Source organism: Parachitinimonas caeni (assembly GCF_030129945.1).
In the GTDB taxonomy this organism is placed as follows: Bacteria; Pseudomonadota; Gammaproteobacteria; order Burkholderiales; family Chitinimonadaceae; genus Parachitinimonas; species Parachitinimonas caeni.
In genome coordinates this window covers 16730-41668 of record NZ_JARRAF010000010.1, presented here as the reverse complement: position 1 = coordinate 41668, position 24939 = coordinate 16730, and the positions used below count along the sequence as shown (strand labels likewise).

26 protein-coding genes are annotated in these 24939 nt (G+C 56.6%); 16 read left to right on the top strand and 10 right to left on the bottom strand.

What is annotated here, in order from left to right; genetic code table 11:
• Positions 1-3 precede the first annotated feature (3 nt).
• Positions 4-768, bottom strand: coding sequence for an endonuclease/exonuclease/phosphatase family protein (locus PZA18_RS10325; protein WP_284100761.1), 765 nt, complete (start codon positions 766-768; stop codon positions 4-6).
• A 141-nt stretch (positions 769-909) separates the two neighbouring features.
• Complete coding sequence (locus PZA18_RS10320; protein WP_284100760.1) at positions 910-1815, bottom strand: polysaccharide deacetylase family protein; 906 nt, start codon at positions 1813-1815, stop codon at positions 910-912.
• Between the two features lie 127 nt (positions 1816-1942).
• Between PZA18_RS10320 and PZA18_RS10315 the strand changes: the two genes are divergently transcribed.
• The 7 genes from PZA18_RS10315 (at position 1943) to PZA18_RS10285 (ending at position 8631) form a co-directional block, all read left to right on the top strand.
• A complete protein-coding gene (locus PZA18_RS10315; protein ID WP_284100759.1) occupies positions 1943-3586 on the top strand; it encodes a glycosyltransferase family 39 protein in 1644 nt (547 codons plus the stop codon).
• An 18-nt stretch (positions 3587-3604) separates the two neighbouring features.
• Entirely contained in the window at positions 3605-3976 is a 372-nt protein-coding gene (locus PZA18_RS10310) for an EamA family transporter (RefSeq protein ID WP_284100758.1), read from the top strand.
• Between the two features lie 26 nt (positions 3977-4002).
• On the top strand, positions 4003-5127 hold the full coding sequence (locus tag PZA18_RS10305; protein ID WP_284100757.1) for a DegT/DnrJ/EryC1/StrS family aminotransferase: 1125 nt from the start codon (positions 4003-4005) through the stop codon (positions 5125-5127).
• A 9-nt stretch (positions 5128-5136) separates the two neighbouring features.
• Complete coding sequence (locus tag PZA18_RS10300; protein ID WP_284100756.1) at positions 5137-6078, top strand: glycosyltransferase; 942 nt, start codon at positions 5137-5139, stop codon at positions 6076-6078.
• Positions 6075-6980, top strand: a complete 906-nt coding sequence (locus PZA18_RS10295; protein WP_284100755.1) for a formyltransferase — start codon at positions 6075-6077, stop codon at positions 6978-6980. The genes PZA18_RS10300 and PZA18_RS10295 overlap by 4 nt, the downstream gene beginning before the upstream one ends.
• Positions 6981-7120: 140 nt before the next feature.
• A complete protein-coding gene (locus PZA18_RS10290) occupies positions 7121-8164 on the top strand; it encodes a bifunctional UDP-4-keto-pentose/UDP-xylose synthase (RefSeq protein WP_284100754.1) in 1044 nt (347 codons plus the stop codon).
• A 5-nt stretch (positions 8165-8169) separates the two neighbouring features.
• Complete coding sequence (locus PZA18_RS10285) at positions 8170-8631, top strand: DMT family transporter (protein ID WP_284100753.1); 462 nt, start codon at positions 8170-8172, stop codon at positions 8629-8631.
• A gap of 110 nt (positions 8632-8741) precedes the next feature.
• Here the strand turns inward: PZA18_RS10285 and nudB are convergent, their stop codons facing one another.
• Entirely contained in the window at positions 8742-9227 is a 486-nt protein-coding gene (gene nudB, locus PZA18_RS10280; RefSeq protein ID WP_284100752.1) for a dihydroneopterin triphosphate diphosphatase, read from the bottom strand.
• Positions 9228-9577: 350 nt separating this feature from the next.
• Here nudB and PZA18_RS10275 point away from each other — a divergent pair, with 350 nt between their 5' ends.
• The 6 genes from PZA18_RS10275 to moaC all read left to right on the top strand — a co-directional run bounded on the left by PZA18_RS10275 (position 9578) and on the right by moaC (position 13456).
• Positions 9578-9841, top strand: coding sequence for a hypothetical protein (locus PZA18_RS10275; RefSeq protein ID WP_284100751.1), 264 nt, complete (start codon positions 9578-9580; stop codon positions 9839-9841).
• Positions 9842-10294: 453 nt separating this feature from the next.
• Positions 10295-11512, top strand: a complete 1218-nt coding sequence (locus PZA18_RS10270; protein WP_284100750.1) for a molybdopterin molybdotransferase MoeA — start codon at positions 10295-10297, stop codon at positions 11510-11512.
• A gap of 18 nt (positions 11513-11530) precedes the next feature.
• Positions 11531-11791 (top strand): molybdopterin converting factor subunit 1, encoded by a 261-nt coding sequence (gene moaD, locus PZA18_RS10265; protein ID WP_284100749.1) that lies wholly within the window; start codon positions 11531-11533, stop codon positions 11789-11791.
• A 1-nt stretch (position 11792) separates the two neighbouring features.
• On the top strand, positions 11793-12290 hold the full coding sequence (moaE, locus tag PZA18_RS10260; protein ID WP_284100748.1) for a molybdopterin synthase catalytic subunit MoaE: 498 nt from the start codon (positions 11793-11795) through the stop codon (positions 12288-12290).
• The gene (mobA, locus tag PZA18_RS10255; RefSeq protein ID WP_284100747.1) at positions 12277-12867 is read left to right on the top strand and encodes a molybdenum cofactor guanylyltransferase MobA; all 591 of its coding nucleotides are present in this window, start codon (positions 12277-12279) and stop codon (positions 12865-12867) included. The genes moaE and mobA overlap by 14 nt, the downstream gene beginning before the upstream one ends.
• 115 nt (positions 12868-12982) lie before the next feature.
• A complete protein-coding gene (gene moaC, locus PZA18_RS10250) occupies positions 12983-13456 on the top strand; it encodes a cyclic pyranopterin monophosphate synthase MoaC (protein ID WP_284100746.1) in 474 nt (157 codons plus the stop codon).
• Positions 13457-13503: 47 nt separating this feature from the next.
• Here moaC and PZA18_RS10245 read toward each other — a convergent pair whose 3' ends face one another.
• Entirely contained in the window at positions 13504-14565 is a 1062-nt protein-coding gene (locus tag PZA18_RS10245) for a BsuPI-related putative proteinase inhibitor (protein WP_284100745.1), read from the bottom strand.
• Between the two features lie 347 nt (positions 14566-14912).
• On the bottom strand, positions 14913-15905 hold the full coding sequence (locus PZA18_RS10240) for a BsuPI-related putative proteinase inhibitor (protein ID WP_284100744.1): 993 nt from the start codon (positions 15903-15905) through the stop codon (positions 14913-14915).
• Positions 15906-16362: 457 nt separating this feature from the next.
• Between PZA18_RS10240 and PZA18_RS10235 the strand changes: the two genes are divergently transcribed.
• The gene (locus tag PZA18_RS10235) at positions 16363-16938 is read left to right on the top strand and encodes a 3'-5' exonuclease (protein WP_284100743.1); all 576 of its coding nucleotides are present in this window, start codon (positions 16363-16365) and stop codon (positions 16936-16938) included.
• Positions 16939-16982: 44 nt separating this feature from the next.
• Here PZA18_RS10235 and PZA18_RS10230 read toward each other — a convergent pair whose 3' ends face one another.
• A complete protein-coding gene (locus tag PZA18_RS10230; protein ID WP_284100742.1) occupies positions 16983-17741 on the bottom strand; it encodes a substrate-binding periplasmic protein in 759 nt (252 codons plus the stop codon).
• Between the two features lie 97 nt (positions 17742-17838).
• Positions 17839-19575 carry a gamma-glutamyltransferase gene (ggt, locus tag PZA18_RS10225; RefSeq protein ID WP_284100741.1) on the bottom strand — a complete coding sequence of 579 codons (1737 nt, stop codon included), beginning with the start codon at positions 19573-19575 and terminating at the stop codon, positions 17839-17841.
• Between the two features lie 262 nt (positions 19576-19837).
• On the opposite strand from ggt, the gene PZA18_RS10220 reads away from it, so the two are divergent.
• Positions 19838-20350 (top strand): cupin domain-containing protein, encoded by a 513-nt coding sequence (locus PZA18_RS10220; RefSeq protein WP_284100740.1) that lies wholly within the window; start codon positions 19838-19840, stop codon positions 20348-20350.
• A gap of 39 nt (positions 20351-20389) precedes the next feature.
• Here the strand turns inward: PZA18_RS10220 and PZA18_RS10215 are convergent, their stop codons facing one another.
• Together PZA18_RS10215 and PZA18_RS10210 are read right to left on the bottom strand one after the other, a co-directional pair.
• A complete protein-coding gene (locus PZA18_RS10215; RefSeq protein WP_284100739.1) occupies positions 20390-21076 on the bottom strand; it encodes a helix-turn-helix transcriptional regulator in 687 nt (228 codons plus the stop codon).
• A 66-nt stretch (positions 21077-21142) separates the two neighbouring features.
• A complete protein-coding gene (locus PZA18_RS10210) occupies positions 21143-21511 on the bottom strand; it encodes a VOC family protein (RefSeq protein WP_284100738.1) in 369 nt (122 codons plus the stop codon).
• A gap of 280 nt (positions 21512-21791) precedes the next feature.
• Between PZA18_RS10210 and PZA18_RS10205 the strand changes: the two genes are divergently transcribed.
• Entirely contained in the window at positions 21792-23291 is a 1500-nt protein-coding gene (locus tag PZA18_RS10205; protein WP_284100737.1) for a mechanosensitive ion channel family protein, read from the top strand.
• A gap of 75 nt (positions 23292-23366) precedes the next feature.
• Here PZA18_RS10205 and PZA18_RS10200 read toward each other — a convergent pair whose 3' ends face one another.
• A complete protein-coding gene (locus PZA18_RS10200; RefSeq protein ID WP_284100736.1) occupies positions 23367-24806 on the bottom strand; it encodes an RCC1 domain-containing protein in 1440 nt (479 codons plus the stop codon).
• Between the last annotated feature and the right edge of the window lie 133 nt (positions 24807-24939).

Below are 24939 nucleotides of genomic sequence, written 5' to 3'. Positions count from 1 at the left end.
GCGTTATTCCAGGGAGAGGGTGGCACTCAATGGTGTGTGGTCGGATAGCCTGTCCCACGGCGCACCATGCAGGGCCTGGGCGTGCCGCACATTCAGACCTCTTACGTAGATTCGGTCTAACGGCAACAGCGGCAGGCGTGCCGGAAAGCTTGCCGCGACCCGGCCATGTTTGCAATGGAAGGCGTCAACGACGCCGATGGTATCGCCGAGGAAACGGCAGGCTTCACGTCCCCAGTCGTTGAAATCACCCGCGATGATCAACGGGGCTTCTGGCGGGACGAGTGTGCGTACCCGCGCTACCAGATTAGCCATCTGCTTGCGACGATCCCCTGCCAGCAGGTTGAGGTGGACGCACACGGCATGCAGAGGCTGCGGCCAGTGGGGAATCTCGATTTCGCAGTGCAGCAAGCCACGCTGCTCGAAGCGATTCAGCGTGATGTCATGATTCTTGACGGTGAGAATGGGGTAGAGCGAGAGCAGGGCGTTGCCATGATGCCCCCACCGGTAGACGGCGTTGCGGCCATAGGCATGGTTGTGACTGAGGCCATTCCCTAGAAACTCATGCTGTGGCTGATCCGGCCAGTGATCCCAACGGGCTGCCCGTAGCCGATGCTCGCCCTGAACTTCCTGCAGAAACACCAGATCGGCATCCAGCGCAACCAATGCTGCCTTCAGCTCGTGCAGAGTGATCCGCCGGTTGAATGGCGACATGCCTTTGTGGATGTTGTAAGTGGCAACGGTGAGGCTGTCTTTATGTGAGCTGATCATTGTCGGCGGGGCTTGGGGAGCGTTGACCCTGCTTGCTGCAGGGTCTTAATTCAAGCATAGGCGCTGTTGCGGTTTGTGCCGTGAACATCCCGGTAAAAGCGCCTCGGCCCGGCGCGACTGAAAACCTAAGGTCAACAGAGCCTAGCCCCGTACCTTGCCTTGCAGCGCCAAAGTGCCGGAGCGGCCAGGAATCTCGCCCATTTCCACACCATGTTCCGGTAGCCGGGCCAGATCCAGCTGCTCGAATAGCCGCCGGGTGGAAACCAGCTGATAGCCCTGCCGACGCCAGCCAGCCAGCAGGCGTTCGAACGTTGGCAGTAGGCGCATGCCTTCCAGCTCGGCATGCAGGGTATATACATGACCATGAGCCGGGGCGTCTGCCGTCAGGCCGAGCAGATGTTCATGCACATTCTCCGGTGTCAGGCCATCGACACCGATCAGTTCGTCCAGGGTAGGCAGGGTGGTCGGAAGTTGTGGGCAGTTCAGCCGCTGACCATCGACAACCGGCCAGAACGGGTGGGTTCCCCGTCCGTCCGAGGCGTAATCGAGCTTGACGGTTTCCTCCCAGCGATACGCATGCGAGTTCATCTGCCAGCCCGCAGCGCCGTGGGTCTTCGGTGGTTCGCCAAAAATTTCCTGGTAGCGCAGGCGGGCCCGCTCCAGCTCGCGCAAGGTCCACGCCTGATCCTTGCTGGCCACATAATCCTGCCACTTGATATGGTCGTAGGTGTGAATGCCACATTCGAAACCTGCATCCCTGACGGCCCGCATCTGGGCTGCACAACGACGGCCAATGTCTGGTCCGGGGAGCAGCGTCCCGTAGAGCAGGGTGCGAATACCGTAGTGCTCCACCACCGAGGTACGCGAGACCTTGCTCAGAAAGCCGGGACGGAATACCCGTTTGATCGCTCGCCCCGTGTGATCCGGTCCCAGACTCCATAAAAAGGTGGCCCCGGCCTGGTGACGCTGCAGGGCGGCTACCAATGGCGGAATACCTTCACGGGTGCCCCGGTAGGTATCAACATCAATCTTCAGTGCAAGCAGCATGGCGTTCGTCCCGATTCAAAAGCGGCACGATTGTGGAGCGAAAGCAGGGCAGGCGGCAAGGCGTGGCCTCGCGTGCCGTAGCTGCGGCGTAGTAAACTTGCACGTTTTTTCTCCGCTGACCCGCCACATGCCTGCTGCACAGATTCATCTACGCCGTTGGCTTGTCGTCATCCTGCTGGCCGTGCTGTGGTTTGGCGCGCTGGGATACCGCAAGCTGATTCACCCCGACGAGGGACGCTACGCCGAAATTGCGCGCGAAATGAGCGCAACTGGGGACTGGGTCACACCCCGCCTGAATGGCATCAAATATTTCGAGAAACCCGCGCTGCAATACTGGGCTGGGGCTGCCAGTTATAAAGTATTTGGCGAAAATGAGTGGTCGGCCCGGTTTTGGCCGGCACTGATGGGCTTTATGGCAATCCTGATGGTCGGCTTTACCGGGCGCCGTTTGTGGGGGGAAAGGGTCGGGGACATTGCCGCGCTGGTGCTGGCCGGAACGTTCTGGCATATCGCCAACGGCCATTTCCTGACCCTTGATATGGGCGTATCGGCCTGGATGGCTATGACGCTATGTGCGTTCTTGCTGGCGCAGCGTGATGAGGCAACGCCGCGAGAGGCCCGTCGCTGGATGTTGGTCGCCTGGGCGGCGATGGCGCTGGCGGTACTATCCAAAGGCTTGATCGGGCTGGTGCTGCCAGGGGGTGTGCTGGTGGTGTACACCGTCTGGAGCCGTGATTGGAATCTGTGGCGACGGCTGGAGTTGCTGCGTGGCATAGCGTTGTTTCTTTTGATAGCGGCACCTTGGTTTATCTGGGTATCGCTCCGCAACCCCGAGTTTCCCCATTTTTTCTTCATCCATGAGCATTTCGAGCGCTTTACCTCCACCGAGCATAAACGTGAGGGGGCTTGGTGGTATTTCTTTCCGATTCTGGCGATTGGCGTCATTCCCTGGCTGAGTTTGTTGCCCCAAGGCTTGGTGACTGGTTGCCGACGGGGGCCTGGCAGGTTTCAGGCCGCGCAAATGCTGCTGGTGTGGTCGGTGTTCATCTTTGCTTTCTTTTCCAAATCCGGCTCCAAGCTACCGTCGTATATCCTGCCGATCTTCCCGGCATTGGCGCTGCTGTTTGCTCGAGTGGTGGACCAGATGGCACCCAAAAACCTTGGGTGGCACCTGATTCTGCCGATTGTGCTTGGTGTATTCACCATGACGCTGCCTTCCATTCTGGCTTTTGACTACAAGCTGGAATTGCCCCGTCCTTTATTTGATGCTTACGCGCCCTGGGTCGTGGCAGCAGGCGGGTTGATTGTGGCGGGAGCGGCATTTGGAGGCTGGCTTGCCCGTAGAGGAATGGTGCGGGCTGCAATTCTGGCTTGCACCATCGGCACCCTGACCGGTGGGCAGGTTGCCATGCTTGGTCATAACGAGCTGCGGCGAACCAGCAGTGCGGCAGGTCTGGCCGATGACATCCGTCCCTATATCGGTCCGAACACCAAGCTTTACAGCTTGCGCCACTATGAACAGACACTGCCGTTTTATCTGCAGCGCACCTTCACGCTGGTGGAGTTTGGTGACGAGCTGTCGTTCGGCCTCAGGCAGGAACCCGGCAAGCATGAAATCAGTCTGGCAGAGTTTCTGGCTCGCTGGCCCGCCGAGAAGGATGCTGTGGCCGTCACGAGCCCTGACTTCTACGCAGAACTCCAGCAACGTGGCCTGAAAATGCGCCTGCTGTCGGAAGACAGTCGTCGAGTGGCTTTTGCGCCGCTGCCGTAAACCCCGTGGAGATGAATTGTGAAAGCGCTTGAGTTTGCCCTGATTCTGGCCGGAGTCTTATTGAATGCCGCCGCGCAACTGGCGCTGAAAGCCGGCACCCGCGCGATTGGGCATTTTGATTTCAGCCTGTCCAATGTCTTGCCTATAGGCTGGCAGCTGGCTACGAACCCCTATATTTTCGGTGGCTTGTCCTGCTATGTCGTCAGCGTGGGTATCTGGATCATGGCGCTGTCGCGGGTTGATGTCAGTATTGCCTATCCCATGCTGTCGATAGGGTATGTTGTCAATGCCGCGCTCGCTTACGCGCTATTCGGTGAGGTCATTACCACCCAGCGCATGATTGGTATCGCCATCATTATTGTCGGCGTCTATCTGGTTGCCAAAAGCTAGAAGCCGCAGGAAGGAATAATCAGTATATGGAATTTCTGCCATTTACCCGCCCGTCGATTGACGAAGAAACGATTGCCGCTGTCGGTGAGGTTCTGCGCTCCGGCTGGATTACCAGCGGTCCCAAAGTAAAAGCCCTTGAGGCGGCCTTGTCCGAGCACTTCGGTGGCCGGCCGGTCCGGTCGATCAATTCGGCTACCGGAGGCATGGAAATCGGGCTCAAGCTGATGGGAGTCGGTGAAGGGGATGAAGTCATTACCACTGCCTTGTCATGGGTGGCCAGTGCCAACGTTATCCTGCATGTTGGTGCAACGCCGGTATTCGTTGATGTCGATCCGCTGACCCGCAATATGGATCTCGACCAACTGGAAGCCGCCATTACCCCGCGCACCAAGGCCATCATTCCGGTAGATCTGGCCGGTCTGCCGGTAGATCGGACCCGCCTGTACCAGATTGCCGGCAAGCACGGCCTGCGCGTGCTGGAGGACGCCGCCCAATCAATGGGGGCGCATTCCGGCGGACGCAAGATCGGCACGTTTGGTGACCTCGTTTCGATCAGCTTCCATGCCAACAAGAACATCACGACATCGGAAGGTGGTTGTCTGGTTCTGAATACCGAAGAAGAGGCCCGTTTGTTCGAGCGTTATCGCCTGCAGGGCGTGACCCGCTTTCCGGATGGAACACTTGACTGCGATGTTCTGGGTTTCAAGATGAATCTGACCGATGTTGCGGCCCAGATTGGCCTGGGCCAGCTGCCGCATCTGGAGCGCTTCAATGCACGGCGGGCAGAACTGGCCAAGCGTTACTTCGAACGGATTGATCGCACACTGGGGCTGGGTTTGCCTCTGGCTGACTTTGAAAACTCCAACTGGCATATGTTCCAGCCTTTGTTGCCGCTGCCAAGCATGCGTATGACGCGCGGCGAGTTCATCCAGGCCATGCACGGGCATGGCATCGGCGTCGGCGTGCACTACCCGGCCATTCACCTGCTGACCCTGTATCGTCGCATGGGCTACAAGGAAGGGGACTTCCCGAATGCTGAGAAGGTCGGGCGTGAAACGGTGACTTTACCGTTGTTCCCGGCCATGCGCGACGAGGATGTGGACCGGGTATGTGCTGCGCTTGAGGCTGTTTTGCGGCCCGTTTTGCAATAAGGAGTGTGCATGAAACCTGTGCTGTCGGTTGTCATCCCTGTTTACAACGAAGAGGCGAGCCTGGACGCATTGTTTGCCAGGCTGTATCCCGCGCTGGATGCGTTGAATACGCCGTATGAGATCGTCTTCGTCAATGATGGCAGCCGTGATCGCTCGGCAGCCATCCTGGCCGATCAGTTCAATCAGCGGCCCGATGTCACGCGGGTTGTTCTGTTCAACGGCAACTTCGGCCAGCACCGGGCTATTCTCGCCGGCTTTGCCCACTGTCATGGCGAACGCATCGTCACGCTGGATGCCGACCTGCAAAACCCGCCAGAGGACATCGGCACACTGCTGGCCGAGATGGACAAAGGGCATGACTATGTCGGCTCAATCCGTCGTCAGCGAAATGACAGCTGGTGGCGGCATGTGGCGAGTCGGGCCATGAATCGCCTGCGCGAAAAGATCACCCGTATCAAGATGACCGATCAGGGCTGCATGTTGCGCGCTTACGATCGCCGCATCATCGACACCATCAATCAATGCCAGGAAATGCATACCTTCATTCCTGCACTGGCCTATTCGTTTTCCCGAAACCCGACCGAAGTGGTGGTCGGGCACGAAGAGCGCGTGGCCGGGGAGTCTAAGTATTCGCTGTATAGCCTGATTCGCCTTAACTTTGACCTGATGACCGGTTTTTCGCTGATGCCTTTGCAGCTGTTTTCACTGCTGGGCATGGTGGTATCCGCCCTGGCCGGGGCGTTGACGGTTGTGCTGGCGTTGCGACGTCTGATCATTGGCCCGGAAGAGGGAGGGACATTCACCCTGTTCGGCATCGCTTTCTTCCTGATTGGCCTCTGCTTGTTCGGCATCGGGCTGCTGGGCGAATACATCGGCCGGATTTATCAGGAAGTGCGTGACAGACCCCGTTATCTGGTCGCTGGCGTTCTGGAGCGCAAGGAGGAAGCATGAGTCGTGCAGTGGTATTTGCCTATCACAACGTGGGGGTGCGTTGCCTGAAAACCCTGCTGGCACATGGTGTCGAGGTGGGCCTGGTGGTAACTCATGAAGACAATCCTGCTGAAAACATCTGGTTTGGCAGCGTGGCGCAGACTGCCCGTGAATACGGAATCCCTGCTATCACCCCCTCTGACCCCAATGCCGATGAGGTTGTTGCCCAGGTTGCAGCCTGCCGGCCGGATTTTCTGTTTTCCTTCTACTACCGATTGATGCTGAAAGCCCCGCTGTTGGCCACCCCTGCTCGGGGCGCTTTCAATATGCATGGTTCCTTATTACCCAAGTATCGCGGACGAGTACCGGTGAACTGGGCCATCATTCACGGTGAGCGTGAAGCGGGTGCCACGTTGCATGTGATGAATGAAAAACCCGACAACGGGGCCATTGTCGCGCAGCAGGCGGTGCCGATTCTGCCGGATGATACGGCAGCTGAAGTGTTCGACAAGGTGACGGTGGCCGCAGAGTTGGCACTGGACCGCGTACTGCCTGGTCTGCTGAAGGGTGAAGTGGTCTATCAGCCACAAGATCTATCAAAAGGTGGCTATTTTGGTGGTCGTAAGCCGGAGGATGGCCGTATCGACTGGTCGAAACCTGCTGTGGCGGTTCATAATCTCGTCCGTGCGGTGACAAGACCGTTTCCCGGAGCTTTTCACGATATGCCGGCGGGTCGGCTTGTGGTGTGGCGCACCCGGCCAGCCAGCCAGACGATTTCTGCGCCAGGCCGCCTATTTGCACACCAAGGACAGCTCTATGTGCGCTGCGGGGATGGCGAGTTGCTATACCTGCTTGAGGCGGAGCTCAATGGTGAGCGTCTGACTGCCGATGATTGGCATCAGTTGGGCCAGCCCGATCTGTAAACTGAATCGTCAATCGGCATCTTCCAACCGTTTCTTCTTGCAAAGTGCTGCAGGCAAGCCAATGCAGCGACTTTGCTGGGCGATGTGCCCCAAACAACTCTCACGGCCGAGCGGCCCATGAATTGGCAAAGGACCATTCGATGAAAAAAATCCTGATCCTCGGCGTCAACGGCTTTATTGGCCATCACCTGTCAAAGCGCATCATCGAGACCACCGACTGGCAGGTGTTCGGGATGGATATGTTCTCGGACAAAGTGTCCGATCTGATTGACCACCCACGCTTCCACTTCTTTGAAGGCGATATCACCATCAATCGTGAGTGGATTGAATACCATGTCAAGAAGTGCGATGTGGTGTTGCCGCTGGTTGCCATCGCAACGCCGGCAACCTATGTGCAGCAACCGCTACGGGTCTTCGAGCTGGATTTTGAAGCCAATCTGCCGATCGTGCGGCAATGCGTGAAGTACAACAAGCGCGTGTTGTTTCCCTCGACTTCCGAAGTTTATGGCATGTGCCGTGACGAAGGGTTTGATCCAGACAATTCTGAGCTGATCTACGGCCCGATCAACAAGCCACGCTGGATTTATGCTTGCTCGAAGCAACTGATGGATCGCGTGATTCACGCCTATGGTATGCAGGAAGGACTGGATTACACCCTGTTCCGCCCTTTCAACTGGATTGGTGCTGGCTTGGACAGCATCCATACCGCCAAAGAAGGTTCCAGCCGGGTGATTACCCAGTTCCTTGGCCATATTGTGCGCGGCGAACCGATCAAGCTGGTGGATGGTGGCGCCCAGCGCCGTGCGTTTACTTACATCGACGACGGTATTTCGGCGCTGATGAAGATCATCGCCAATACCGATGGCAAGGCGACGCGCCAGATCTACAACATTGGCAACCCCAAAAACAATTACTCGGTGCGCGAGCTGGCCAGCATGATGCTGGAGTTGGCCAAGGAATACCCCGAGTACCGTGACTCGGCTGCTCAGGTCAAAGTTCTCGAAACCACTTCGGGCGAGTATTACGGCAAGGGCTATCAGGATGTTCAGAACCGTACGCCGAAGATCGACAACACCATGCAGGATCTCGATTGGGCACCCACCGTGACCATGCAGGATGCGTTGCGACATATTTTTGACGCCTACCGGGGGCAGGTTGCTGAGGCGCGTGGATTGGTAGACTAAACGCCATGCTCGCCTTCAGCCTGCTGTTTGCGTTTGCTATCGGCTGTGTCGTGCCGCTTCAAGCTGCTGTCAACAATCAGCTCAAAGTCGGGCTGGGTGGAAGTACGCTGCTTGCGGCACTCGTGTCCTTTCTCGTTGGAACAGCGGCCCTTGCGGTGCTTGCGCTGTTGACGGGCCAGCGCTGGCAGCAACTTGGTGGATTACATCAACTTGCCTGGTGGCAGTTGACTGGCGGCTTGATGGGTGCTGCCTTTGTCTTTGGCACAACGTTGCTGGCACCTCGTATCGGTGTGGCAGCAATGGTGTCGCTGATCATTGCTGGTCAGATGATGTTTTCTCTGTTGTTTGACCGCTTTGGCTGGTTGGGCGTGGCGACGCGTGAGCTGTCCACGCCCCGATTGATTGGTGCGGCATGTTTGTTAGTTGGCGTATTGCTGGTCAACTTTGGCGATAGATTCAGCAAATAGCAGCGCTGGCTATGCGCTTTGCTTGGCAGCCATAAAAAGAAAAACCGGGGATCAACCCGGTTTTTCTTTTTTGATGAGCTCAAGACCTGTCAGGCCGTGGGCGTTGTTGCTTACTGATGATCTGGCCCGAAGCGCTTTGACATTTCAGGCAGGATGCGCAGCGCTTCGGCATTGGATGGCGAAAATACCAGCTCAGCCGCCTGTTCCCAGCCCAGCCAGCGCCATTCGGAATGCTCTTCGGGATTGATTCTAGGGTCAATCCGCTCGGGTAGCCGTAAGCCAAATACATGCTCGGTATTGTGGGTGACCCCCGGCGCGTAACGATGCCGCCATACCTCGAATATCTCGAAATCAGATTCAAGTTGCCAGTCCTGCAACTCGTAAACCGTGGCATCCAGCCCAGTTTCTTCTGCGACCTCACGAATAGCCGTGTCTCTTAGCGACTCCAGACCTTCGATACTGCCAGTTACTGACTGCCAGGCGTGTTTGTAGTCAATGCGCTCAAGCAGCAATACATCGAGTTTTTCGGTGTAAATAACAACCAGTACGGAGCGGGGTTGTTTATAGCGGACATTGGTTGCGACGGCATCTGTCATGGCGGGTCGGACTCAAAGCGGAAAGCCCTGATTTTAGCAGGCCGGCACCGTCAATTCGGATGGGGGAAGAAGATGCCGCGCAGAAAAAATAAACGGGAGGGTATGGACCCTCCCGTATAAGGAGCCAACCTGACAGCGGAAGGTTGGCCCAGACCGAACACCTGCAGCTAACCGGCAGCGGAGCGGTGCCTAGATTCAATCGAATCTGTGGATAGCTGCACAGAGAACCCATTGTAAAACGAATTTATGCTTGTGTACAAACATTATTTTCAAATGTCATTTTTTCTTTGATTTTAAGTAACTTAATGATTTTAATAACAAAATTAACAAATCAATGAAATGCGATTGGTATGAAAAATGTCGATGCCATACAAAAGTCTTTGAATTCAAATGTCATTTTTGTTTTGGTAGGGATGAGTGGAGGGCTACTGACTCGCGCAAAATACCCTGGGGCCACAAACACCAGTATGGGGAGAGCGAATCGAGAGATGGCGTTACGCAAAGTGATGGCAGATGTGCGGATTGATGCGGGTCATGGTATGAAAAAGCCAGCTAAGCTAGGCTCTGCAGGGGTTGGTATGCAAAAACCTGACTTCAGGGATAAATCTATTTAAATAAGAACTTATATAAAAGCAAATGGCTATGTGGCGTGATCTATAAGCTAAGCCTCATGCACTTGCGCCTGGGTACGCAGTTGCCTCGAGAGGCTTATCCGCTGCATCAGTATGGGGTCGGCATTGTCATGGTCGTCCTCTGCATTCTGAATTCCCGTCGATACATTTATTGTCTGGAATTACCATTGCCTGAGGTAACGGGAGGCGGGCGATGGGACGGGCTCGGGCCCGTCAGGGCTGAAGGGTGCAGTTGACCGGTTAAACGCCTAAACTGGCGCAAGTGTGCAAAACGCGTTTTTTAACGATAGGCCGGTGATTGCCCCTTCTCCCATCGAGGCCGTGCCTGAGACATAACACGTACCGGGCGGCCCAGAGATGCTTGGGGCTGACAGGTTAGCCAACAGATTTCCATTGCTCCGACATTGGGGCAGTACCGCACAGGATGATCCCACTATGAATGCACCTCTGCAGAGTTTTGATGATGCGCTGGCGGCTTTGCTGGTCAACGCCAAGGCGATTGAGGCTACCAAGACCTTGCCTTCGCTGGATGTCGCTGGCCGGATTTTGGCTCGTCCCTTGGTGTCCACTATTGATGTCCCGGCTTTTGATAACAGTGCCATGGATGGTTATGCCTTGGCTATCGCTGACTTTGGCGCAATGCCGGCGCGGTTTCCGGTCATGCAGCGCATTGCGGCGGGGGCGGTTGGTCAGCCGCTGGCAGCCGGAGAAGCTGCGAGAATTTTCACAGGCGCTCCGATTCCGGCTGGGTGCAATGCTGTGGTGATGCAGGAAGACTGTGAGGAGATCGACGGTCAGCTCACGGTCAAGGGGGCGGTCTCGCCGGGGCAGCATATTCGGCGTAGAGGCGAGGATATTACCGCTGGCACTCAGGTGCTGCCGGCTGGGCAACGCCTGCAGCCACAAGACATTGCCCTGGCGGCGTCGGTCGGCGTGGCCGAGTTGCAGGTGAATGCCCGGCTGAAAGTGGGGCTACTCTTCACGGGCGATGAGCTCACCATGCCAGGGGAACCCCTACCTCCAGGAGGTATCTACAACTCCAATCGGTACGCATTGTCTGCCCTGCTGGGCAGGTTGGGTTGCGTGGTCAACGACTATGGCAATGTGCCTGATACGGCCAAGGCAACCCGGGATGCACTGGCTGAAGCTGCAGCGGAGAATGATGTGGTCATCAGCTGCGGGGGAGTATCGGTAGGTGAAGAAGATCACGTAAAAGCGGCTGTTGGCAGTTTGGGTGCGTTACAACTTTGGCGGATTGCCATGAAGCCTGGCAAGCCGCTTGCCTTTGGCCGGGTGGCTGACGCGGCATTTATCGGTCTGCCGGGAAATCCGGTTTCCAGCTTCATTACGTTTGTGCTGTTGGCCCGGCCCTACCTGCTGAAGCGTATGGGCGCGACGGACTATCTACCGCAACGCATACCCGTGAAAGCGGGTTTCGACTGGCCAAAGCCTGACAAACGCAGAGAGTTTCTGCGGGTAAAGCTGGAGTTTGATGCTCAGGGAGAGGCGATAGCCAGGCTTTATCCCAATCAGGGGTCGGGGGTCATGACGTCACTGGTATGGGGGGATGGTTTGATTGATCTGCCCGCAGGGCAGAGTGTAAAGGCGGGTGACAGGGTGAGTTATATCGCACTGTCGCAGCTGATTGGATGAGTGACTGGATAATTGCTGATGCGTGAAATTGATTTGCTGTTTTTTGCCCGCTTGCGGGAAGTGCTGGGCGTTGGGCACGAGCGGTTGAGTCTGCCGGAAACGGTCCGGACGGTTGCAGATTTGATGGGTCTGCTCTGCCAGCGTGAAGGCAAGTGGGCTGAGGAACTGGGTGGCAAGCGCTTGTTCCGGGTGGCTATCAACCAGGAGATGGCTAGCTTGGATGCGGAAATTCCGGCAGGTGCCGAAGTGGCGATTTTTCCACCGGTAACCGGGGGATGAAATGACAAATTCCGTTTCCGTGCAGTCCGAGTCGTTTGATCTTGCCGCCGAATATCGCCAGTTTGGTGCCGACGATGCGGGCATTGGTGCGGTGGTGGCCTTCGTCGGCCGGGTGCGCGATCTGAATCTGGACCGCAATGTGGTGGCGCTTTCGCTTGAACACTACCCTGGCATGACTGAAAAAGCCTTGCAGCGGATTGCCGATGAAGCGGCCATCCGCTGGCCACTGAATGCCGTGCGTGTTGTACATCGGGTGGGCGATCTCAAACCCACCGATGACATCGTGCTGGTATTGACTGCCAGCCCGCATCGTAAAGATGCGTATGAAGCCAACCAATTCATCATGGACTACCTCAAGACCCGTGCGCCATTCTGGAAGAAGGAGCATGGGGTGGATGGTGAGGCGCGCTGGGTGGATGCCCGAGACTCCGATTATTCCGCTCTGGAGCGTTGGGAGCATGCCTTGAAGACCAACTGGGGGATTGTTGATCACGACTAATCGAGTATTCGAGGCTGTCATTCTGTGCGGCGGGGAAGGCCGTAGGATGGGCGGAGTCGATAAAGGTTGGCTGATGCTGGATGACTTGCCGCTATGGCAGCACGCCTGGCGGCAGTTGCAAGGGCAGACATTGCCACCCCAGCGCATTGTACTGTCGGCCAATCGCCACCTGGAGCGCTATGCGGCGAGCGGGCTTGCTGTGATCGCAGATCTTCGCCCGCAACGGCTTGGCCCGATGGCAGGAATCGAAGCAGCGTTGACCCATACCTGCGCTGACTGGCTGCTGGTTGTTCCCTGTGACGTACCTAAACTGCCGTTGGACTTGGCAGATCGCCTGCTGCGCGGTGTTGGCGAGGCGAAGGCAGCTTATGCTTTGACCGCCGAGCGTAGCCATCCAGCGTGTTGTGTCTTGGCAAGAGCCTTGTTGCCTGCCCTGACGGCTTCCTTGGACAACGGCCAGGCTCGCCTCTGGCAGTGGCTTGATCAGCAAGCTGCTGTCGCGGTCACCTTCCCTGATGACGCGGCATTTGACAACCTCAATACGCCGCAGGCCTTACAGGCGGCACAAACCCGTTAGTTTTGCGTGCTTGCCGCGCAAACCTAACCTCAACAGAACCCAGCTTTCGATCTGAAATCAAATATCAGCAGCGTTCAGTCATTTTCAGAACATCCATCGAACCATCAGGACTCTCATGTCAGAACTTACACATTTCGATAGTCAGGGCCAGGCTCATATGGTGGACGTCCACGCCAAGGCCGAGACGCACCGTGTTGCAGTGGCCGAAGGCCGGATCACCATGCAGGCGGACACCCTGCAGCGCATTGCAGCCGGTAGTCATAAGAAGGGGGATGTGCTGGGAATTGCCCGGATCGCCGCGATTCAAGGCGCCAAGCGCTCGGCCGACCTGATCCCATTGTGTCACCCGCTACCGCTGACACGAGTGGCGGTAGAGTTTGAACTACTGGAGGCCGAGTCTGCGGTGCGTTGTCTGGTGACGGCCGAAACTGTGGGGCGGACCGGTGTGGAAATGGAAGCGCTTACTGCCACCAGTGTGGCGTTGCTCACGGTCTACGATATGTGCAAGGCAATTGATAAGGGAATGGTGATTGGCGGTATTCGTCTGCTGGAGAAGCGTGGTGGCAAATCGGGAGCCTGGCAGGCTTGATACGTTAGAGGCGGCCAGAGCTGACTCTGGCTGCCAAAGGTGGCTGATCAGCGGGGTTTGAGGTTCATGTATTGGCTGATGCTGACAATGGCTTCTGTCTGTAGCTTCTTTGCATCAATCTCGGCACCCAGGGCATGGACTGAGCCCTTGGCGGTAATTGAGACATGGTAGTTGCCAAGGGCTGGTTTGCTTCCATCGGCGAGCCGCAGCGGCAAGGTACCAGAGAGACGATAACGTTCGCCAAATTTCAGGTTGATAGTATGGGGTTGTGCGGCGAACTGCTTGCCATCACTCCAGCGTAAAACAGGCTTCTGGACTTCTTTGCCAAGCGTGATTTCGAACTCTTGCTCGCTGGGAAAGTGAATCTGCATATCCTGGCCACTGATGTTTTCAATGTCCAGCCCGATCTCGATTTCTTCCTTGTCCCTGCCTAGCTTCAATCGATTCTTGGGGATGATTGGCGTGACTTTTACGCCATCAAATGTCGGTTCTGCGGAAGGCGAGAGCTGGACACTCGCCAAATCGTAGCGGACTTCGCCCCCGATGTTGTTTTCCCACCAACTGATGAGGCCTACCTTGGGGGCGAAATAAGCACCAAGCAGTCCGACGTCGTAGCAATGGTAATCATCGCTATAAAAGCGGACCATGACGACATCGCTAAATGTTCCCGCAGGCGTGTTGATGGTCAGCCCTTTTTGGACAATCTTCACCTTATCTGCGCACATGAAAAAAGCTAAGTGCGTATAGATCGTACCGACGGGGTCATTGAAATCAATGAGGCGGGTCGCATGGCCACCTTCAGAACCGGCAATGAATACTGCCTCACTGTTGGCGTCGGACCAGAGCCATAGTGGATAGCTTGTGTCCAGAAAATTGGAGTATTTTCGCCATCCGTTAGCCTTGGCTTCTTGCACGGTCACCGGGTGCAAAGACTTCTGGCCTTTCGATTGATATACCAGCGTGTCTCCCTTGTTGAGAGCAATGTAGCTGTTTGCGGAGGCGGTTGCAGAAATCGCTACGCCCCAAAGAGCGGCCTTGATTACGCGCATCATGATGTGAACTTCCGTTGGCTTATAGGTCTTGCAAGTTGGATAAAGCTTGTAAAGCATGAGGGCTTCAAGCCCAAATAACCACGAAGAATCACATCTGCCTTTGTGGCTTGGCAATGTTCTTTGTCTGGAAATTGTTCCTACCAATTTTGCCAAGGATGAGGTACAGGCATCGGGCACAGGCGATGCTGCGTATCGGGCATGTAAGTGATTGCTAGCGGTCGCAAATGAAAAAAGCGGGGAATTCCCCGCTTTTTTCATATTCAGGCTAAGGCCAGACCTTTGGGCTCAATGCCGTTGCGCAATAACCTTGGGTAAGCTTGAACCTCTGATCGTGTTGGCGTGTTGTCCTTCGTGACAATACGCCATGAGAAGGTCTGGTCCGACCTGATGCACTGCCAGGCCAATTAGCGAGGGGTGCTGATGGTCATCATGCGGTCGATGTACAGAGGTGCTTCAGCCTTGACGGTTTCTGGAACGAAAACCGAACCTGCAGGTGCGTTCGAACCCTTCAGCTCGATACCCAGCTTGTAAGTGCCGATATCCACCGATGCGCCATTCAGGTTACGCACGGCCAGTGTGCCAGCATAACGGCGGGTTTCGCCGGCCTTCAGTGTGGTGTTGTGAATGGCCATGATGAAGCGCTTGTCAGCACCCCAGCTATTGATCACTTGACCGGTTGCATTGGTCAGGGTGATGTCAAAGTCTTGACCGCTAGGGAAGGTGAAAGTCATGTCGCTGTTGCTGCCGTTGGTGATATCCAGAGCAACTTCAACTTCTGCCTTGTCACGACCCAATACCAGGCGGGAGGATGGGAAAGTGGCTGCAACCTTCAGGCCGCCTTCAGGGAAGTTCTTGCCGCCAACCGTCGCCTTGGACAGCTCGAATACGTTCGGGCCGGCGATGGTTTGGCTGGTCCACTTGATCAGGCCAACCTTGGGTGCGAAGTACGCTTCGCCAGTGCCGGCGTCAGCACACTGACCGCTGAATGTAACGCGAGCAACGTTGCTGAAGGTGCCAGCAGCGGTGCTGATGTTCATGCCCTTGTCGGCCAGAACGGCGACGCTTTGGCAAGCACCCAGGCCAGTGCTGGTGTAACGGGTGCCAACGGCATCATTGAAATCAACGATCTTGGCGGACTGGTTGGTGCGCTCTACGCGGGTGAAGATCGACTCGCCGTTAGGATCTGCCCAGATCCAGCGCTCGCCGGTGCCGGCAAAATCGGAATACTTGCGCCATGCGGTGGAAGTGACGTCGGTGACGTTAACCTGAACTTCCTGACCACGGTTGCTGGTGAATGTTGCGGTGTCGCCCTTTACGGTGGCGATGTAAGTGCTGGCGGAGGCGGTTGCAGCAACGGCCATACCCATCAGAGCGATGTTCAGTGAACGAATTTTCATTTTGACTACTCCAGATCATTGTTATTTGACAAGCCAGTCCGGTTGGAGTGGCAGTGAACTCGCACCAGGCGTCCTCAGAATAAAATTCATACAGATCAGCCGGTTGCAGCCGATGCTAGCCCCCATGCAGGTCATCGGCTGCCGCGATTCCGGTGAGAAATCGGGCGAGTAATGCATTCGGTCAGGATCGCTGAGTCCGAATGCGGGGCGCATTGTAAGCGGATGGGAAGTTGTTTCAAAATTCGTGTCGTTCTTTTGAATAAACTTGTCGCTATTTTGCATAAAACCAATGGTTTTATATAAACGTCATTATCTTCTTATTTGAATAACTTAAAAATTTTTGCGAATGGCATTAGCTGGTGTGGCGGGCTTAGTCTGATGAAACTAAGTCGTTTGATGAAGGGTTTATGACGTAGAATTGCCTGACAATTGTCATTATATAAGAGGATTCTAATAAATGAAAATTACTGAAACACAAAACAACTTTCTTGTTGTTGACTTCGAAGCAACCTGTTGTGACAAAGGTTCTGTTCCACGAAATGAAATGGAAATCATTGAAGTGGGCGCCGTGCTGGTTGATTGCCACACCTTTCGACCGATTGATGAGTTTCAGCGATTCATCCGGCCGGTTCGTCATCCGCTGCTGACGGACTTCTGCAAGACGCTGACTACCATCAATCAGTGGGATGTCGATTCCGCCGCGACTTTCCCGGCGGTCGCCAAGGAGCTGGAGCGTTGGTTGGCGCCGCATCGCCCGGTCTTGTTTTGCTCGTGGGGGGACTACGACCGCAAGCAGCTGATTCAGGACGCCGAATTTCACCGCTGCAGTAATCCGATAGGCGGTGAGCATTGCAATGTGAAGCAGCGCTTTTCAGACCAGCAGGGGTTCAAGCGCGGGTTGGGACTGGGGATGGCAATGAAGGCCGCGCAGATGCGGTTTAAAGGGACTGCGCATCGGGGTATCGACGATGCGCGCAATATCGTGCGGCTCTTGCCGCATATCTTTGGCGGGGTGCCGCTGGGGCAGCGCTAGTGCTGTTGATGTTTTGCTAGGGAGCACGAGCATCTCAACAGCGCTTAGCGCCAGTCTTTCAAACCGTAACGGGCCAGGATTTTCGAGAGTTGACCGGAGCTGCGCAGATCCTGCATGCCTTTGGATAGCAGTTCGGCATATTCGTGGGATTTGGGGTGTTTGGGCGAGAAGGCGATGAAGATGTCCTGCGCTTTTTTCTCGCAACCGGCTTCGTGGACGGTGTCGGTGGCTTTTTGCTGCTTGAGTGTGTAGATGGCAACCGGCTGGGCCTCGACGATCGCATCAACGCGTTTGCCCTGCAGCTTCCGGATGTTCAGGATCAACGGTTCGTCATTGGCCACCAGCATCTGTACCTTGCCATCTTTTTCATGGGCTTTGATATAGGCATCCAGCTCCTCGCCGTAGCTGTAGCCATTGATGGTGCCAAGCGTGATCTTGCTCAGGCTGGCAAGGCCATCAAACTGCCAGGGATGGTCTTTCAGGGTATAAAAGCACTGCATGGAGCGGCCTTGTTCGTTGGCCGGGTAGATGAAGTCGGGTGCGTCATCCTTGAGTGCGCCGACAATGGCATGGATGTTACCTGCCTTGCCTTCGGCAATCGCACGCTGCCAGCCCATCAGTTTGTAATCAACCTTGTGCCCGGCTTTGCCAAAAATCTCGTTGGCGATGTCGATCATGAAACCCGGGCTGCTGCTGCCAGGTGCGCAATTGAGCGGGCAATATTGGTCGGCCCTGATTGTCAGTACATCGGCGTTGGCGCATGTTGCAGCCAGGCACAGGCTGATGGCGAGCAGGTTTTTCATGGCGGCTCCAGGGTGGCGAGACTCTCGTGGCAAGAGCGTTCACATGAACGCTCTTCCCTGATTGAAGCACGTCACGGTGAAGCCGCAAGGGAATGCGTCAGAAGCCTTTGGCAACCCCTTCCCTTCTTGGATCGGCTCCGCCCCACAGGCCATCGGGTTTAACCACGACCGCCGACAAACCACTGTTCATTTCGACGAACTTCACTTCATGGCCTTTGGCCTTGAGGGCTTCGGCCAATGCTTCCTGCCCGGTGTCTTTTTCCAGTTCGGTAGGGCCGTTGCGGCTACCGTAGTGGGGCAGGGCAACTGCCTGCAGGGGGGATAGCTTCCAGTCGATCAAGCCGACCAGAGTCTGCGCCACATAGTTGATGATCTGGCTCCCTCCCGGAGAGCCGGCTGCAAACGCCAGTTGCCCCTGTTCGTTGAAGACCAGCACCGGCGACATGGAACTGCGGGGCCGCTTGCCCGGCTCTACCCGATTGGCGACCGGCTGGCCGTTGTCGGTGGGGCTGAACGAGAAGTCGGTGAGCTGATTATTCAGCAGGAAGCCTTTCACCATCATCCGGCTGCCAAAGACATCTTCGATGGAGCTGGTCATCGATACCGCATGTCCTTGCTTGTCGATGACGATCAGATGGCTCGTGCTCGGGAACTCGGGAGAGCTATCAAGGCCAAGTGCCATTTTGGGCACGGGGTCGCCGGCCTGGGCTCGACCCATGCTGCGGGCCATGTCGATTTGCTGGCTGCGGGTGACCAGATAAGGTTTGGATACCAGCGCATCGCTGGGGACTTTCACGAAATCCGGGTCTGCCAGATATTTGGCGCGATCAGCAAATGCCAGTCGGCCAGCCTCGGTAAATAGATGGGCACTTTCTACCGCATGCGGTGCCCAGTCTGCCAGCTTGCGCGTTTCCAGAATGCCGAGCATCTGCAGCACTGCCACGCCACCTGAGCTTGGCGCATTCATGCCGCACACCTTGTAGAAACGGTACAGACCGCAGATCGGCTGGCGCTCAACGGCCTTGTAGGCGGCGAAGTCTGCCAGGGTCAGATCGCCGGGGTTGGTTGGATGGCGCTTCACGGCATCCACAATGGCCTGGGCGATTTTGCCGCTGTAAAACGCCTTGGGGCCTCCCGCCGCTATGGCGCGCAGCGTGGCGGCATATTCGGGATTCTTCAATACGCTGCCAACCGGCCAGGGTTTGCCATCTTCCTGATAGAAATAGGCTCGGGCGTTCGCATCTTTCTTCAGATGAGGCTCGCTGACCAGTAAGGCATGCAGGCGCGATGACATTTGAAAGCCATTCTCTGCACGGCTGATTGCCGGTTCGAACAGCGCTGCCCAGGGTAGTTTGCCGTGACGTTGGTGAGCCATGTGCAACATCGCCAACACGCCGGGCACACCAACCGAGCGGCCACCAATCACGGCATCGTAAAACGCCAGGGGTTTGCCGTTGGGGTCGAGAAAGCGTTCAGGCTTGGCGGCTGCGGGCGCTTTTTCCCGTCCATCAAAGCTCGTGGTTTGCTTCCCGTCGTGATATAGCAGAAAGGCACCACCGGCGATGCCTGAGGATTGTGGCTCGGTCAGTCCCAGCATCAGCTGGGCGGCAATAGCCGCATCAATGGCACTGCCACCTTTGCGCAGCATGGCCAAACCGGCTTCGGTGGCCAAGGGATTGGCAGTGGTAACCATGACTTCCGGCGCATAAGCCAAGGTCTTGCCATAAGTGCCGGTGGCGGCCTCGGGCGCGGTTTCTGCTGCAAGTGCCAATGGGGTAAGCAGCAGGGTGGCCAGAAGGCTGGCTGTCAAAGGTCTGAGGGCGTGTCGATTCATGCGGACTCCTGATGACGGTGGGACGGCTGGGAACTTGTTCATGATCTGCCGTGACAGGCCATGCGGCAAGGTTTTCAGCGCGATCCCTGAATGACTCTCCAATGAGATGGGCAAATTTTGCTGCGCATAAGCCGTCAACAGCAGACCGACCAGTGCATGACCGGGCTGCCGACTGGGCCACTGCTTGGGCCGCAGATTTGTGCGAGCTGCCGGGAATTCGCTATAAACCTCACTTTCGACGAGAGAGTGAGAAGACCGTTCCATGAGCCGCCCCCCTTGCATTGCCCATTACCTTGATATCCAGACTGCCGATGACGCCCATTACCCGGATAGTGCCGAGCGGCTGTCGATTGGCGCGCCATTCGGCCGCCACTTTGGTCTGCAGCGACTGGGGATTCACCATGAGCTATTGCCACCAGGCCGCAGAACCTCCTGGCCTCATGCCGAGAAGACAGAAGAAGAGTTTGTCTATGTGATCGAGGGAAATCCGGATGTGTGGATTGACGGTGTCTTGCACCGTCTGCAGCCGGGCGATGGCGTGGGCTTCAAACCGGGTGACGGGCTCGCGCACACCTTCATCAACAACACCTGCCAGCCGGTACATCTGCTGGTCGTGGGGGATACCCGACGGGACGATAACCAAGTGCATTACCCTTTGCACCCGGCACGCAATATCCGCATCGGGGATCTGCACTGGGCGGATGTTCCACCACGCGATATGGGCGATCATGACGGGCTTCCCGACCAGTTGCGGGCTGACGACGGCCCGTATTGATGGGCTGATCGGGTGGGTACCTCTGAATCCCGATTGAGTCTAAAACTGCGGCGGCGGTGCGCCTTCGCGCTTGAGCCAGGCTTCCAGAGTCTGCTCGGGCAGCAGGCTGAAATGTTCGTCGGATAGCTGGATCTGATCAATCCGATCCAGCCTGAAGCTACGAAAGTCCGCCCGCAGCTCGCACCAGGTGGTCAGAGTCCAGACGGTACCCCAGAAAAATAAGCCCAGTGGCCAGACGCGGCGTGATGACGCTTCGCCATCCTGCTTGTGGTAGTCAAGATCGACCACGCGATGCTCGGCAATCGCTTGCCGCAACGGAGCCATCATGTCCAGCGAATAGAAACGTACGGTTGGCGCATACAGGCGGCTGCCGGCAAGATTGGGCTTGAGTGTTCCGGGTAGCACCGATTCGATCTTGGCCAGCGCCTGCTCGGCAGCCCGGCCGAGTGCCTTGTCTCCCCAGGCTTGCGCCATGCGGGCGCCAATGCGCAGGGCTTCGAGTTCTTCCTTGTCGAACATCAAGGGTGGCAAGTCGAGCTTGTGCCGGAGAACATAACCAACGCCGGCTTCACCTTCGATCGGCACTCCGGACAGGATCAGATCGCGCACATCCCGGTAGACCGTCCGTTCCGAAACTTCGAGCCGCTCGGCCAGGTAGCGCGCTGTGGTCAATCTGCGACCACGCAATAATTGAACAATCTGAAACAGCCGGTCAGCACGGCGCATGGTAAATCCTTGTGCGGGCCTGCTGCGGTCCGGATAAGGCGGATGGCAGCAGGCCACGGAGGTCGGTCAGTTCATGGAATGCAGCCCGACGTGATTGCCTTCGCTATCGCGAAAGATGGCGATGTAGCCGATTTTCTCACCAAGATGGGTCTTGGGCATGATGATGGCGCCGCCCGCCGCTTCTACCCGTCCCAGCATCTGGGCCAGATCTGCGCCGGCGTTCAGGTAGGGCAGCATGCCATCAGAGGATGGACGCAGGTGTTCGGCATGAACGACTGCACCGCCGACATCTTCGTCGCCATGCGGCAGTATGGCCATTTTCATGCCGGGAAAGTCAGTGTCGAGGCGGAGTGTTTCTGCATACAGTGCTTCGTAAAATGCGGTGGCGCGATTGAAGTCGTGGCTGGGGATCTCGAACCAGTTGATGGCGTTCATTGGTATGCTCCTGTCAGTAGTTGGATTGGGCTTCGACCCGGTGCTGGCTAAGTCGATGAGGCCAGTCTACGCAGGGGCTACTGACAGCATACTGTCAGCAGGGTTTGGCGAAGTGTGCGCTTTGGCAGACCCAAATCCGACGAAACGCGATCCGAAAACAAAACGGCAACAGAGCCTAAGATTGATATCAGGGATTCAACATCCATGGCAGTGGCTGGGTGTTTCCGGTTGGCAAAATCGGTTGCTCATGAAGCCTGCGTGGGTGGAAACAGGAGGTACGGTGTACTCGCTGCTACAGCAGGAGCTTTTATATGTCGTGATCAGTGGCGTTGTGGGGCTGTTGTTGATGTACCGCTTCCGCCCTGACGAGCGCCGTAATGTCAGGCTGACGGCTGTGTTCCTGGTATTGGGACTGATTGGCTACGGGATTGCGCAGGGCGCGAGCTTGATGGGCATGTCGCGGGTGGCGGCCATCATGGGCGAGGTTTTCACCATCCTGCTGGGTATGGTCATCATCCGGCTGTGGGGGCTGGCCATATTTCGTCTGTTGCTGCCGGCAATCGGCGTGCGGGTGCCGCAGATCCTGGAAGACGTCATCGTCTCGGTCGGCTACCTGGCCTGGGGGTTGGTACGGCTGCGTTATGCCGGGTTGGATCTTTCGCAGATTGTCACCACCTCGACCATCATCACGGCGGTATTGGCTTTCTCGATGCAGGACACCTTGGGCAATGTACTGTCGGGTATTGCATTGCAGCTCGATAGCTCGATTGAACTGGGTCAATGGGTGAAGGTTGGCGATATTTCGGGCCGCGTTGTTCAGATCGGCTGGCGTAGTACCCAGATTGAGACGCGCAATGGCGAGACGGCCGTCGTGCCGAATGCCTGGCTGATGAAAAATACATTTTCGGTCATTGGCAAGCAGCTCGGCGAGCTGAAGGTCTGGCGTCGCTGGGTGTATTTCGAAGTGGATTGGGAGTGCCCTCCCCAGCATGTCATGGACGCCGCTACCCAGGGGGTGCGTGATGCACGTATCGAGTTTGTGGCAACGGAGCCAGCACCACAGGCGGTGCTGATGGAGTTGTCCAATGGCGTGGCCCGGTATGCATTGCGCTATTGGCTGACCAACCCGCAGGTGGATGATCCGACGGATTCACAAGTCCGGGCGCATGTGGTGGCCTCGCTGCTGAGGCATGGTTTTGCCTTGTCGATCCACAGTCACAATGTATTGATGACCAAGGACAACGACAAAACGATGGCGGCCAAGCTGGCCAAGGATCTGCAAGCCCGCATCAAAGCCCTGAGTGAAATGGATCTTTTGGCTGCCGCTTCTGAAGCGGAGCGGACCAAGATTGCCGAGCAACTGAATTTCGCACCATTCGAGACGGGTGACATCATCACCCGGCAGGGGGCGATTGCCCATTGGCTATATATCCTGACAGTTGGTGAAGTCGAGGTCTGGAAGGACTTCGGTACAGCTGATGCGCAAATGTTGGGCCGGCTGACGGCCAGCAGTTTTTTTGGTGAGATGGGACTGATGACCGGCGCACCGCGCTCGGCAACGGTTGTCGCTGTCAGCTACTGCGAGTGCTACAAACTCGACAAAGCCGTATTCCAGCAGGCGCTGCATCAAAGGCCGGAGTTGGCCGAAGCTATTTCGCAAGTGCTGGCGACTCGGCTTGAAGCCAATCGCAATAAGGTAAACAACTCATCGGTGGCACCAATTACGCCTCATCACACCGAGCTATTGGCACGGATGAAGCATTTCTTTGGTTTGCAGTAGCGGTGTTCGTGCAGGCCACAAAATGCCAACAGCCCGCTTGGCGGGCTGTTGGGGAGATTCTCGTATTTGCCAAGCCTAGAACTGAAATACCGACTGATGCATATGAAAGTTCAGCAGATCGGCGAAGCGTTCAGCGCGGTTCTGGCCTCGGCCGTAACCGACAAACACCTGTGCGCCCTTGAGCGCGCTAAAGTCGGTGTTTTCGAGCAAAGAGAAATCCGCTTTACGTAGCTTGCCGCTATAGGCAGCTTCAGGTGCATGGACATTGAAGGGGGCCCAGCCTGCTGGGGTCTTCTGCCAGCTACCCAGCGTTGGCGAAACCGCCACGATGTAAACATCGCCATCCTGTCCAATATCCGCAGGCGAGGGGTCTACCGTTACCGTCAGATTCTGCGCCCCGGGCTCGCCACGGACCTTGGCCTGGTAGTCCGGCGCAATGGCGACGAGACTGGACAGTTTCTCTGGGCTGGAGGCGTCGGTGGTGTCGCCAGCAAGACCCCAGTCGTTATGTCCCCAAGCCCAGAGGCTGCCGTCGCGTTTCAGCGCCACCGTGTGGCGTGAACCGGCTGCGACACTGCTGAATTGGCCATCAATCTGCTTTGGCGTGGTCTGCGATTCATCGTCGCAGTTGCCCTGATGATTGGTCCGGCCCCAGCGCCAGGCACTGCCATCGGACTTGATACCAACGGTGTGATTGCCTGCTGCACTGATCGCCGCAAAATTGCCATCTGCCAGACCGGGGTAGTTACGTTTTTGCGTAGTGCCGTTGCCAAGCTGGCCGTGTGAATTGGCGCCCCAGCTCCAGAGTGATCCATCGGCTTTCAGTGCAACCGTGTGGTTTTCGCCGGCGGCAATTGCGCGGTACAAGCCACTGACTTGCGCAGGCATACGGCGCGCCTGGGTGCCGCCATCTCCCAGCTGCCCGTGAACATTGTTGCCCCATGTCCAGACGCTGCCATCTGCCTTCAGTGCCACCGAGTGCAGATCACCTGCCGCAATCGCGGTGAATCCACCTCCAATGCGGGTAGGAGATACGCGGGAAATCAGCGTGCTGTCACCTAACTGGCCGTGGCTGTTGTTGCCCCAGGCCCACAGGCTGCCATCGCGCTTGATGGCGAGGGTATGCAGATTGCCAGCAGCGATGGCGATAAAGTCTTTGCCGATTTTGACTGGGGCGGAGCGGGTGACGGTGCTTCCATCTCCGAGCTGGCCTTGCTCATTCGTTCCCCATGCCCACAGGCTGCCATCTGCTTTCAACCCAACAGAGTGATACCAACCCGATGCGACGGCTGAGAAATCTGCGCCAATCTGGCGGGGCCGTGTTTGGCTTTTGCGGGTGCCATCGCCGAGTTGGCCGAAATCATTTTGTCCCCAAGCCCAGAGGGTGCCGTCGCTACGCAGCATCAGGCTGTGGCTGGCTCCGGCAGCAACTTGCGGAGAAACGGCCCAAGCATGGCTGAAGCTGGCTGCAAAGAATGGAATGAACAGGAAAGCTCGAAGATTCAATGACTTCATTTCTATTTTTGGCATATTTCACACAGCCCGCAGTTTCGCTTTATGTCATTGGAAAGTCAATTAATTTTCCAGTAATTACAATGACATAATGCGGATGGGCGGCGTCGATTTTCTGACAGGCGTTGCGAGGAGG